Here is a 12,100-nt window from a genome sequence, read left to right as displayed (position 1 = left end):
AGTTGTCAGTTGAAGAAGCGCTGCTGGTAATAAAACGGCGCGGCAACCGGTTCGCCGGCGGCGTTGGTGGCTGGCCGGAACCGCAGGCGTTCGGTGACCAGTCGGCATGTCGCGCTGTCCGTTTCCGGAAACGGGCTGGCGCGATAGACTGAGCAATCGGTCGCACGGCCGTTGGTCTGCACCGTCACCTTCACAATGACCGAGGTGCCGATCCGCGCTTCCCGTCCGCCCAGGGGCACCGGAAAATCACGAGCGGAATTGAGCGTTCCCGAAACAATTTCGGGCTTCGTCACGGCGCCCCCGCCGCGACCCGAACCGCCATCGCCGCTGCCCGTACCAACGCCCGATCCGGATCGCCCGGTGCCGTCGCCCGCGTCGGTTGCACCGGCGGTGCTGGCCGCACCGGTCGATGCGGCACGCGGAGCCGGAGGGTCCTTGCGAACGGGGATCTTGGGCGGTGGAGCGGTCACCGGTTTGGGGACCGCGTCGCGCCCCGGATCGCCCTGCTCGCCTTCGGGTTCTGGCGCTTCGGGTTCGGGTTCTTCGGGCGCGGTAACCGTTACGGTGAAGGCGGACACCACGGTGCGTTCAACCGTCGCAACCGCGCCGGGGGCGAAGCTACGCACAAGTACGTAAAACAGGCCCAAGTGGATCAAAACGATGAGCGCGATAACCCACGGGTTGGGTCGTTTTCGGATTGCTGTGTAGCGCGTCGCCTCGTCCACCATGCAGCAGTAACGGCGAACAGGCCCTCTGCGTTCCGCGCCTGCCCGAAATGGTGGTGCGGACCATACTGGAGTGCCGTCATTTGAGCCTGCCTGCAACAAACCCGGAAATCGCAAACCCACCTGGTCAAGGTCCAGCCGGTGCCGCGTTCCAGACATTGGTGCTGTGTCTGATCGCAGGTGCCATGTTCGGTCTTTGCGCGTCGATCTGCATCGACTTCACCCGCAACGGAGAGCGCATCGCCGCACTCTGGCTGCCCAATGCCATCGCCATCGCAATCCTGTTGCGGTGCGACGTGCCGCGGGAGAAGTTGATCCTCGCATCGATGGCACTTGGCAATCTTGCTGCCAATCTGGAAGCCGGCGACCCGGTGCTGAACGCGGTCACACTGTCTGTCGCAAATCTTGCGGAAATCGCGGTGGCGGTGCGTTTGACGCGATGGTTGGCGCATCGCCAGCCGCGCATGGAAGACATCACCGACCTCGGTAAATTCACCTTCGCCGCAGCGCTGTGCGCACCCATCCTGTCGGGTGCCATCGCGGCCAGTGCGCTTTCCCTTCACGCAGGGGACTGGCTGACCAGTTTCACCAAGTGGGTGATTGCCGATGCGTTGAGCATTCTCATCATAGCGCCAAGCACCATGATCGTGATCGACGCGCTGCGCGCCCGCCGGGTACCGAACCGCTCGGAGGCGATAGAGTGGGTCGTCCTGACCGTGGCCGGGACCGCGGCAACCGTGGCCGTCTTCGCGCAGACGACCTATCCGCTGCTCTTCCTCGTCCCGCCGATCATCGTCGTTCATGCCTTCCGCCTGGGCAATCTTGGAACCGCCTTTTCCACCATAACCGTGGCCGTCATCGCGCTCGCATTTACCGAGATGGGCATGGGACCGATCAACCTTGTGCCCCAGCCTCACCACGTACAATTGGTGTTGCTGGAGGCATTTCTCGCGTCGTCGATATTCGTCGGCCTGCCGTTCGCATCGATCCTCGCCACGCGCGCACGAATGACCCGTCAGGTTAAGGCCCAGAAGGCCGAATTGGCCTTGCTGACCGAAAATGTCACCGACGCGATCCTGCGCTTCGATACGTCCGGCCTGTGCACATACGCATCGCCTTCCACGATGGCTGTGCTCGGCGCACCGCGCGAAAGCTTTGTCGGGCATCGTGCAAGCGACCGGTCCCACCCTGAAACCGCCGAACACTTGCGCGAAACCGAACGCCGCCTGGTAACCGGGGAGACGAGAAAGGAGCGTTTCACCTATCGCCGCCTGATCGATTCGCCGGATGGCGAACCGGTTTACATCGAGGCCGACTGCGCCGCCGTGTTCGACGCCCGCACCGGCGAACGCGAAGGGATCATGGTGTCCGCGCGCGACGTCACCGCCAGAGTGGCGCTGGAGCGGCGTCTGAAACGGGCAATGCGCCATGCTGAAAATGCCGCGCAGGCAAAAGCGCAGTTCCTCGCCAACATGAGCCATGAGATCCGCACCCCGATGAACGGGGTGCTCGGCTTTGCCGATCTTCTGCTGCGGCAAGGCCTGAAAGGCGAAGCAGCCCGTTATGCGGAGCTGATCGAGCGGTCGGGCCGGTCGATGATGGCGCTGCTGAACGATATCCTCGACATCTCGAAGATCGAGTCGGGTCAACTTTCCATCACCCGTGAACCGGTGGACATACGAAAGCTGGCCGCAGAATGCGCCGAACTGCACGCGGCTGGCGCAAACGCCAGGAACATCGCGATGGCTGTGCGGTTCGGCGCCGATGTTCCGGCCTGCATCGCCAGCGATTGCCTGCGGCTGCGCCAGATCCTGCTCAACCTGATCGGCAACGCCTTGAAGTTCACCGAACAGGGCAGCGTCGAAATCAGCATCCAGCAAGAAAACGGGCAGCTGGCAATCGCGGTAGAGGATACCGGAATCGGTATCGAGGAAAGCCGGTTGGATGCCGTATTCAGCCCGTTCGTGCAGGCCGAGGGAGAGACGACGCGGCGCTACGGCGGCTCGGGTCTGGGCCTCAGCATTTCGCGGCAGCTGGCCGTATTGCTGGGTGGATCGCTTGGTGCCGATTCGATGCCGGGCGTGGGATCGCGCTTCACCCTTCGCATCCCCATCGCCGAATGCGATGCTCTGCCAAGGACAGAAGGGGCGGTCGTTTCCCCATCGCTAGCTGCCCTTCCCGGTTGCCGGGTGTTGCTGGCGGAAGACCACGATGTAAACCGCATCCTCGTCACCGCGATGCTGGAGCAATTGGGGCAGACGGTGGAAGTGGCGCACGACGGTATCGCGGCGGTCGAGGCGGCATCGGCCGCGCATCGCAGCGCCGCCCCCTTCGACATAGTGTTGATGGATATCCAGATGCCGGGGTGCGATGGCTATGCCGCAACCCGCCTCATCCGCGCAAACGGCATCGACGGAACGGCGCTGCCGATCATCGCCCTGACCGCCAACGCCTATGCCGAGGATATCGAAGCCGCTTTCGATGCCGGAATGCAGGCGCATCTGGCAAAACCGCTGGTGTTCGAGGACCTGGCCTCCACCCTCGCCCGGTGGCTCCCTTCCCCCAACTGGCCCGATACAGCCGGGCCGCATCCACAGGTCGTGACGGATGTCACGCAGGCCCAGCCGCGCGGAGTCACAGAGCTGTGGCAGGCGAGGCGCCGCGAAGCGATCGAAGCAGTCACGTTTGCTGCCCGAGGCGGGCCGATGGACGGCCCATCGATCGAACGGCTGGCGCGTATCGTGCACAAGCTGGCGGGAACCGCGGGAATGTTCGGGGAGCAGGAACTCGGCTCGAGGGCAGCCGCGTTCGAACGGGCCTTGCGGTCGGGCGACGACGCCGAGGCCCGCCGAAAACTTGCCGAAGAACTGCTCGAAGCAGCCTGACGGCTGCCCAATGAAAAGGGGCGGCCATCCAGAAGGAAGGCCGCCCCGAGGTTTTCAGATCCGGGCTCGATGGCCCGGTACCTGTTTCAGCTTAGTAGCCGAAGATCAGCGAAAGGCTGGCCGCACGGGGCGGGCCGATCTGGACGAAGGGCGAGCTACCCGAGCTGAGCGAACCACCGAAACCGCCGACATACAGTTCGTCGAACAGGTTGGTGACGTTCAGCTGCAGAGCAACGTCCTTGCCGAACGGATTTTCAGCGAAGGTCCAACGAACGTCGAGGTCGACGAGCGTGTAGCCCTTAACTGCCGCCGGATACAGGATGGCGCCGGTGTTGTCGGTAAGCGGCAGGTTTTCGTCGTTCACGAAACGCTTGCCGGTGTGCTTGACCTGTGCACCGAACTCGAACTCGCCGAAGCTGAGCTGACCGCGAGCACCGACCGACCAGGTCGGAGCGCCGCTTTCGTTCTTGCCTGCGAGTTCAAGAATGTTGCCACCGCCGTTGTCGAGGTCGTTCTTGATCTCGGATTCGGTGATCGAGCCGAAGACATAAAGCAGGGCGTTGGTGGTCGGGCGCCATGCGACCGAGCCATCGACGCCGTACTTGTCGACGCGGCCCAGGTTACGGAAGATGACCGTGTCCTGGATCGGATCGTACGCGGTTGCGAGGCGGTTGTCGTACATCGTGTAGTAGCCAGCGATCTGCGCCTGCAGATCACCGCTCTGCCAGCGAAGACCAAGGTCGAAGCTGTCCGTGGTTTCCGGAGCCGGCTGCACGCCTGCGGTACCTGCGGGGAAGTACAGCGATGCGTAAAGCGGATCGGTACCGGGGACCGACAGGCCCTTGGCGTAGTTACCGAAGATCGAGGCTTCGCCCAGATCGTAGGTGAAGCCGACGTTCGGCAGCAGCTTGTCGTACTTGTAGGTACGCGACTGCGGCAGAGCGTAGTTCGGGTTGGCAGCTTCATAGGCCGTCGTGTCCTGGTCGCCCAGGCAGTCGATGAAGCCACGACCGGCGTCCGGCGTGGTGGTGAAGCAATTCTGGTTCAGTTCACGCTTGAAGAACGGTGCACGCAGGCCAAGCACTGCGGTCAGCGCACCGAACTCGCCGCGATATTCGCCCGAGATCTGGTTGAGGATCGCGTACGAGATGCGGTCACGCTTGTTGAGCGTGAAGCCATCCGAAGTCAGCAGCGGGTCGTTGATCGGGAAAACGTCCGCCGGCTCGCCATTGGGGAGCAGGTAGGTCGTCGAACCGGTCTGGCGGTGACGTGCGCGGTCCCAGGTGTAGGCGAGACGTACGCGGTGTTCCGGGCTGATTTCGTAAGCAAGCGATGCGATCACGCCGAAACGGTTGGTTTCGGTGTGGCTCGGATCGATGCCGGCGATTTCGTCCAGAAGGTCGCCGTCGCCGTTGAGATCGCGGCCGAAGTAGTAACCACCGCCAATGAAGCCGGTGTAATCGACGCCGCCGACATTGCGGAAGCCTTCACGAAGATCTTCGGGGCCGCCGCCGTTCGCCTTGACGTACTGGTAGCTCGGATCGACCGTCAGGATCAGGCTGTCGGTCAGCGTGAAACGCGATGCACCGCGGATGTTGCCGGTGTTCGACGGGTTGTAACGACGATCGAATTCGGCGCCGCAACCGGCGCGGTCATCCCAACCTTCGGCAACACCGTTGATGCCGCCGCCCTGGAACAGGTTGCCGGCTTCGACCGTGCAGGGATAGTTGATGTCGTAGAAGCGATCCGACTTCGTTTCGGGGAAGTCGGTCAGGCCGAACGAACCGAAGAAGTTGTTGCGGTTCTCGTTATAGTGACCCGAAACGGCGATGAAGTCGCCGTTCGAACCGATATCCTGCCAGATACGGCCGTTGTACTGCTGCTTTTCAACCTTCCCGTAATTGTTGAACGGGTTGTTGTAGCGCGTGTAGCTGGCGGCGAAGAACGCCTTGGTGCCCATGCCGGTGATGTCGCCGGTGTCGATCATGCCGAAGCCGCGCATGTACAGGCGCGAACGGCCCGAATTGTCGCCGCTGGGGAAGGTATCGCCAACGGTCATCGTGCCGGTGATGGCGAAATCGTCGCTGGGCTCACGCGTGCGGATGTTGATGGTGCCGCCAACGGCCGAAGCGGTGGGGCTGTCAACGTCGGTAACGCCAAGGTTCACGTTGATCGATTCCAGGACTTCCGGGTCGACCTGCTGGTTGGTGTAGAGCGCGTAATTGCCCGAATCGTTCAGCGGCAGGCCGTCGAGGGTCTGCGAGATACGGTCCGAAGAGAAGCCGCGGATGGTGAAGCTGCCGCCCGACGAACCCCAGGGATCGTTGTTCTGGAAGCTAACGCCCGGGACGAGGTTGACGATGTCGTTGACCGTCTGGCCGGGGCGCTGGCGACGAATGATTTCTTCGTCGAGAACCTGCTTCGCCTTCGGCGTGTCGGGAATGTCGACGCCGCCAATGTCGCTGGCGCGTGCGCCGCTGACGACGATGACATCATCGCTGCTTTCGAAATCGACAGAGCCGGTCGACTGAGCGGCCGCGGGAGCAGCGACAAGCGCGCTTGCGGTGATGCTGACAGCCGAGGCGGCCAGGAGATATTTGAACTTCATGTCGGTGACCTCTTCGTGTCCAAACCTGGAATGGATTAGAGAGAATTTCGCGCCCGGTGCTCCGGGTACGCAACCGCCAAGCGGAGGTTTTGTGACAGAGTCAAGACGACCGTGGCAACTTCGCGACGGGCACCCCCAGCACGAACATTTTATCGTTTCCAATTAACGACTTAAACGTGTTGCAAAATCACCACTGGGGAAATTTTTCGATTCTTCCACGATTCGGCACCATCGATATTGGTGCATTGCAGCATGATCAGGCGAGGTTGATCTCGCGCAGCCGCTGCAACAGGAATTCATGGCTCGATAGCGGCGCGGGGTGATCGTCGGGCCGTGCCGGATCGATGCAGCCGGAAAGCGTTTCGATCACGTAATCGGGGCGGAAGTGCAGGAAAAAGGGCATCGAATACCGTGCCCTGTACGCCGCCGCGCCGCGCGGATTGACAACCCGATGGGTCGTCGAGCGGAGCTTGCCGTTGGTCAGCCGGTCCAACATGTCGCCGATGTTGATGACCAGCGCGCCGTCGGGGACTTCCACGGCTTTCCATTCGCCTTCCGTCGTCAGCAACTCGAGGCCCGCTTCTTCTGCGCCCAGCAGCAGGGTGATGGTGTTGATGTCGCCGTGCGCGGCGGCGCGGATCGCGCCTTCGGCATGGGCACCTTCGATCGGGGGGTAGCGCAGCAGGCGCATGACCGAATTGCCATCTTCCACCGTCGCGGCGAAGAAATCCCGATCGAGGCCGAGGTGAAGCGCGATTGCTTCGAGCACGCGGGCGCCTGCTTCCTCGAACGCGGAATAGAGCGCCGTGAAGGTTTCCCTGAAGCCTTCGACTTCATCGGGCCACACGTTTGCCGCCATGTATTCGGACAGGGGATGGCCCGCCGCCAGTTCGCGCCCGACGTGCCAGAATTCCTTCAGATCGTGGACCTCGGCGTCCTTCGCCTTTTCGGTGCCGAACGGGGTGTAACCGCGCGCACCGCCGCCACCGGCAATATGATACGCCTTCTTCACGGCATCCGGCAGCGCGAAGAATTCCTTCGACATCGCCTCGGCCCGATCGATCAGGTCCTGCGGAATGCCATGATCGCGAATCACGGCAAACCCGTATTCCTCGAAACTGCGGCCCAGTTCCTGGGCAACATCTTCAAGCGGGCGGGCAATCGAAACAACGGCAATATCAGACATATGGATGCGACTCAGTAAGGCAGGAATAGTCCGGCCAACGCAGCGCTCATCAGGTTGGCTAGAGAGCCGGCAGCGAGCGCGCGCAGCCCGAGCCTCGCAATAACGGGCCGCTGGTTGGGCGCAAGCCCCCCGGTCACCGCCATCTGGATGGCGATCGAGCTGAAGTTGGCGAAGCCGCACAGGGCAAAGGTGATGATCGCACGGCTGCGTTCGCTAAGCACGCTGGCTTCCATGGCCCCGAGATCGATGAAGGCGACAAATTCGTTCAGGACGATCTTCGTGCCGAAGAGGCCGCCGGCCGCACCCGCCTGGTCCCATGGAATGCCGATCAGATACATGACCGGGGCGAACACCAGCCCGAGCAGCATCTGGAAACTGAGATCGGGATACCCGAACAGGCCGCCCGCCCATCCCAGCAGGCCGTTCGCCAGCGCCACCAGCGCGACAAACGCCAGCACCATCGCGCCGACCGCCACGGCCAGCTTGACGCCGGTTTGCGCGCCCTGGGCGGCCGCTTCGATGACATTGGCCGGCTTGTGCCCTTCTTCGAAGGTTTCGGCGACCTCGACTTCGTGGGGCTTGTCGCCTTCGGTGATGGCCGCCGGACCGTCGCCGCTGATGCGGGTGCGCGGCAGCGTAAGTTCGCCTTCCGCCTCGGGGGAAGGTTCGCCATCGTCGGGCATGATGATCTTGGCCATCAGGATGCCGCCCGGCGCGGACATGAACGCCGCCGCAAGCAGAAACGGCAGGTAGTCGTTACCCAGCAATCCGGCATAGGCCGCCAGGATCGTACCGGCGACGCCCGCCATGCCAACGCTCATCAGGGTGAACAACCGGCTCGGCGCGAGCGCGGCAAGATAGGGGCGCACAACCAGCGGGCTTTCCGACTGGCCGACAAAGATATTGGCTGCCGCGCCAAGCGATTCCACCCGGCTGATCCCGGTTACCCAGCCAATCGCGCCGCCAACCCAGCGCACCACCCGCTGCATGACGCCGAGATGGTAGAGGATCGATACCAGGGCCGCGAAGAAGATGATGACCGGCAGAGCGCCAAGGGCAAAGGTGTTCGCCAGCGGATTGGTTTCGTTGGGTCCGAACAGGAACTGCGTGCCCTGATCGGCATAGGACAGCAGCGCCGCCACGCCGCCTGCCATGCCCTGGATCACGGCCCGGCCGGCGGTGGTGCCCAGCACCAGGAAAGCCATGAACGCCTGCAAGGCGAACGCTGCGCCGACTATTCGCAGGCTTATCCTGCGCTTGCCGGTCGACAGCAGGAAGGCGATCAGCAGGATCGCGGCAATGCCGACGACGTTGATCAGAATGGGCGGCATGCGGCTTGTCCCCTGGATTTGCTGCGCTGCCCGACGCGGACAGTTGCGGATGAAATCATCGGCTGTCTTGCGTGCGGAGGACGGTTAGTCAATTTTCAGGGCACAATGCAGCGTGTGCTGTGAACAGTTCAAGGGATCCCGCATGTCGGACGATATCGCCAACCAGACCCGCCTCGCGGCCGCCGCGATGCCGCGTGGGCTGTTCGTATTCACACTGATTTACGGCGGCATGACCGTGCTCGCCGGGGTACTCGCGTTCAAACAGGTCCAGCTTTACCCGACCGATCTGGCGGTGGAAGCGGGCATCTTCGCCTTTCTCCTGCTGGTCGTGATTTCCAGCACCATCGCCCAGATCTACGGCGAAAACCTGGCCAAGCGGATCGTCTGGTGGGGCTTTATCCCGCTGCTGATCGCGTCCTTGCTGATGCAGCTGGTCCTGAACCTGCCGGCTTCGACCGAGATGGTGCAGTTCCGGGGCGAAGACCTTGCCGCATTCGAACAGGTCCACGCAACCCTGTGGCGCGTCTGGATGGCAGGCCCGGCAGCCTACATCGTATCGCTCTTGCTCAACGTCTGGATATTCTCGCGCCTGCGCGGTGCAGGCGAAGGGGGCGGCGCGGTATCGCTGATGGCGCGCGGCGCCATCGCCAGCGCGTTGAGCCAGGCTGTCGATTCGGTGATCTTCATCACCCTGGCATTCTACGGCCAGTTCGAAATCACCAATCTGCTGATCGGCCAGGTGATCGCCAAGGTCGTGCTCAGCATCATCCTGGTGCCGTTCCTGATCACCGGCGGAGTGGCGCTGGCACGGTGGCTGGACGAACGCGGCCGTCGATAAGGCCAAGGCAGTATACCGCCGTGGGTCAGGCCGAACAGCTTGCTCCGCCCAGAACGCAGAACCGCGCGCAATGCGGGTGATTGAGGGCAATTTCGCCTGACGCCTCGGCCAGGGTATCGCCCAGGTCGAAACCCGGATCGTACGGGATCAACGTGCAGGCCGCGACCCGTGGCGCCTTTTCACCCTTGCGGTGCACCACCATACGGCTGGTGGCGCACATCACCTGTTCAGGCGATTTGCCGAGGATGTCCCAGCAATCCGTGGTGATCTCCGCGACATCCTTGCCCGCATCCATCTCGGGGAACAGCACCAGCCGCACCGGGTCCAACGCGTCGATGGCGATGCCTTCGCGCGCGAACAGGGCGGCGTAGGCCGCGCGTGCGTCGGCCTCGTTCTCGCCGGGCAACAGGCGACCGGCAACGGCGATGGAAAATTCGTTCCCGGACAGCCAACGCAGTCCTTCAAGAGCCGGAATCCAGCTGCGTTCGCCGCGCTCGGCTTCGTGGACTGCGCGGCTGTAATGATCGAGGCTGACGCGCAGCGTCAGCTTGCTGCAGAAACGGTCCCGCAAGGTCAGCAAGGCCGCTTCGTGGCGCCGCATGGGCCGCATCGCGTTGGTCAGGACCAGCGCGTCGAAGCCGCGCGACAGCGCGTCTTCCAGCATGGGCACCATGGCGGGGTTCATGAACGGTTCGCCGCCGGTAAAGCCGATTTCCCGTGTGCCGATGGCCTGCGCTTCGTCGAGAAAACGCGCCGCATCCAGTGCCGAAAGATAGATCAGCGCATCGTTCGTCGGGCTGCTTTCGATGTAGCAGGTCGCGCAGGCCAGGTTGCACTGCGTCCCGGTGTTGAACCACACGGTTTCGAGCCTGGTGAGGGGTACGCGCGCCCTTGCCTCTCCTTTGGCCGTCACCATCGGATCGGCAAATTTTTCGCGCGGGAGGGGTGCTGCATCGACTACGAAGGGCGACGGGCCGACCGGGGCGTTGCGGCTCCGGCTGCGGATGGGGGCGGGGGCGGGGGCGGGATCGCTCAATTCATCATCCGGCGCAGCTTCGATACCAGCGCGGCGTATTTCCGGGGCAGGCTGCCGAACACCGTCGGCTCCCAGGCGCTGAAGGCGGCGGCCTTGGAAATCTCGCTACGGGTGGGATAGCTGATGATCGCGCTGCCCAGGGCAAATGTGCTGCTCTTGCCCGTGATCGTTTGCGTGAAGGGCAACAGCAATTCGCCCGCGTTCTTGCCCACGATGCTGACGCCCAAAACCTTCTTGCCCTTGAGGATCATCTTCATGTGCCCCAGCGTCGAAGCTTCGGCCACGGCGCGTTCGTTTTCCGAAAACTCCTCGCGCACGACCGTTATCGCGTCGCCATGCTGTTTGCGCGCATCGACTTCGGTCAGGCCGATCTGCGCGACTTCGGGTTCTGTGTAGGTGCACCACGGCAGGGCCGAAAAATCGACCTTGGTGGGCAGGCCCGTGACGATCTCCAGCGCGACGTTGGACCCTTCATAGCCGGACACATGCGTCAACCGCGGCCCTTCGCGGCAATCGCCGATGGCGTAGATCGACCGGATCGACGTGCGCCGCCGGGCGTCGGTGGTAAAGCCGTTTGCGCCGGTTTCGATTCCGATTTCCTGCGCCCCGAAACCGTTGACGCGCGCGCTGCGGCCAACCGCGATCAACAGATGTGTCCCGGTAACGGTATCGCCCCCATCGGTGTGAACCGAGACGCGGCCTTCGCCGCCTTCGACGCGGGCGGCCTTTCCCTTGATGAATCGGACGCCTTCAGCCGTCATGGCATCAACCACCACGGCGACGGAATCGGGGTCGTCGCGGCCCATCGGTTCACCCGGCTCGATCACGGTCACCTCGCTGCCGAGGCGGCGGAAGCTCTGCGCCATTTCCATGCCGATGACCCCGCCGCCCACGATCACCAGGTGGCCCGGCAACACGTCGATATCGAACAGGTTTTCGTTGGTTAGATATGGCACGCTGTCGAGCCCGTCGATCGGCGGCACGAAGGGCGCCGAACCGGTCGCGATCACGATCCGCGGTGCGCGCAACTGGCGGCCATCGACCTCGACCGTATGCTTGCCCGTGATCCTCGCCCACCCGCGAAACACGTCGCAGCCCATTTCCTCGAACGTTTCGACGGAGTCATGGTGTTCGATATTGGCGATGGCCTGGTGGATATGCCCGTGGACGCCCGCCCAATCGACCTGCGGAGCGCACAGGGTAATGCCAAACCGTTTCCCGTCGCGCGCAACGGCGGCGCGTTTAGCGGCCGTGATCAACGCCTTTGATGGCACACAGCCATTGTTGAGGCATTCGCCGCCCATCTTGTGCCCTTCGATCAGGGCAACTTCGAGCCCGAAAAGCGCACAGCCGCCAGCGGCTGTAAGCCCGGCGGCACCTGCGCCGATCACGATAACGTCATGAGTGAATGTCATTGCCTTGCCCCGTAACCCAAAATGCCTAGGAAGCGAAACGGGATGGTTGTCCGCAAGTTCGGCGAAGCCCATCGCA

At 63.1% G+C, this 12,100-nt stretch carries 8 protein-coding genes; 2 read left to right on the top strand and 6 right to left on the bottom strand.

Going from position 1 to position 12,100, the window contains the following annotated elements:
• Positions 1 to 5 precede the first annotated feature (5 nt).
• The gene (locus VR863_RS01070; protein ID WP_324826589.1) at positions 6 to 626 is read right to left on the bottom strand and encodes a TonB family protein; all 621 of its coding nucleotides are present in this window, start codon (positions 624 to 626) and stop codon (positions 6 to 8) included.
• Positions 627 to 808: 182 nt separating this feature from the next.
• On the opposite strand from VR863_RS01070, the gene VR863_RS01065 reads away from it, so the two are divergent.
• Positions 809 to 3,610 carry an ATP-binding protein gene (locus VR863_RS01065; RefSeq protein WP_324826588.1) on the top strand — a complete coding sequence of 934 codons (2,802 nt, stop codon included), beginning with the start codon at positions 809 to 811 and terminating at the stop codon, positions 3,608 to 3,610.
• A 91-nt stretch (positions 3,611 to 3,701) separates the two neighbouring features.
• Here VR863_RS01065 and VR863_RS01060 read toward each other — a convergent pair whose 3' ends face one another.
• The 3 genes from VR863_RS01060 to VR863_RS01050 all read right to left on the bottom strand — a co-directional run bounded on the left by VR863_RS01060 (position 3,702) and on the right by VR863_RS01050 (position 8,735).
• A complete protein-coding gene (locus VR863_RS01060) occupies positions 3,702 to 6,218 on the bottom strand; it encodes a TonB-dependent receptor (protein ID WP_324826587.1) in 2,517 nt (838 codons plus the stop codon).
• A 256-nt stretch (positions 6,219 to 6,474) separates the two neighbouring features.
• The gene (locus VR863_RS01055; RefSeq protein WP_324826586.1) at positions 6,475 to 7,404 is read right to left on the bottom strand and encodes an isopenicillin N synthase family dioxygenase; all 930 of its coding nucleotides are present in this window, start codon (positions 7,402 to 7,404) and stop codon (positions 6,475 to 6,477) included.
• An 11-nt stretch (positions 7,405 to 7,415) separates the two neighbouring features.
• Positions 7,416 to 8,735, bottom strand: coding sequence for a NupC/NupG family nucleoside CNT transporter (locus VR863_RS01050; protein WP_324826585.1), 1,320 nt, complete (start codon positions 8,733 to 8,735; stop codon positions 7,416 to 7,418).
• A gap of 142 nt (positions 8,736 to 8,877) precedes the next feature.
• Here VR863_RS01050 and VR863_RS01045 point away from each other — a divergent pair, with 142 nt between their 5' ends.
• Positions 8,878 to 9,573 (top strand): queuosine precursor transporter, encoded by a 696-nt coding sequence (locus VR863_RS01045; protein ID WP_324826584.1) that lies wholly within the window; start codon positions 8,878 to 8,880, stop codon positions 9,571 to 9,573.
• 25 nt (positions 9,574 to 9,598) lie between these two features.
• On the opposite strand, the gene VR863_RS01040 is transcribed toward VR863_RS01045, so the two are convergent.
• Both VR863_RS01040 and VR863_RS01035 read right to left on the bottom strand, forming a co-directional pair.
• Positions 9,599 to 10,609 (bottom strand): radical SAM protein, encoded by a 1,011-nt coding sequence (locus VR863_RS01040; protein ID WP_324826583.1) that lies wholly within the window; start codon positions 10,607 to 10,609, stop codon positions 9,599 to 9,601.
• Positions 10,606 to 12,024, bottom strand: coding sequence for a dihydrolipoyl dehydrogenase family protein (locus VR863_RS01035; protein WP_324826582.1), 1,419 nt, complete (start codon positions 12,022 to 12,024; stop codon positions 10,606 to 10,608). Before VR863_RS01035 ends, VR863_RS01040 begins: the two co-directional genes overlap by 4 nt.
• Positions 12,025 to 12,100: the final 76 nt, after the last annotated feature.

The organism is Qipengyuania zhejiangensis, from assembly GCF_035607565.1.
Lineage (GTDB): Bacteria > Pseudomonadota > Alphaproteobacteria > Sphingomonadales > Sphingomonadaceae > Qipengyuania > Qipengyuania zhejiangensis.
The sequence above is the reverse complement of the archived record's forward strand: the minus strand, read 5'-3'. Positions and strand labels throughout refer to the sequence as shown.

Excerpts from the sequence above, each read along its gene's own strand:
- VR863_RS01060 (WP_324826587.1), bottom strand. The coding sequence starts at position 6,218 with ATGAAGTTCAAATATCTCCTGGCCGCCTCGGCTGTCAGCATCACCGCA.
- VR863_RS01055 (WP_324826586.1), bottom strand. The coding sequence starts at position 7,404 with ATGTCTGATATTGCCGTTGTTTCGATTGCCCGCCCGCTTGAAGATGTT.
- VR863_RS01050 (WP_324826585.1), bottom strand. The coding sequence starts at position 8,735 with ATGCCGCCCATTCTGATCAACGTCGTCGGCATTGCCGCGATCCTGCTG.
- VR863_RS01045 (WP_324826584.1), top strand. The coding sequence starts at position 8,878 with ATGTCGGACGATATCGCCAACCAGACCCGCCTCGCGGCCGCCGCGATG.
- VR863_RS01035 (WP_324826582.1), bottom strand. The coding sequence starts at position 12,024 with ATGACATTCACTCATGACGTTATCGTGATCGGCGCAGGTGCCGCCGGG.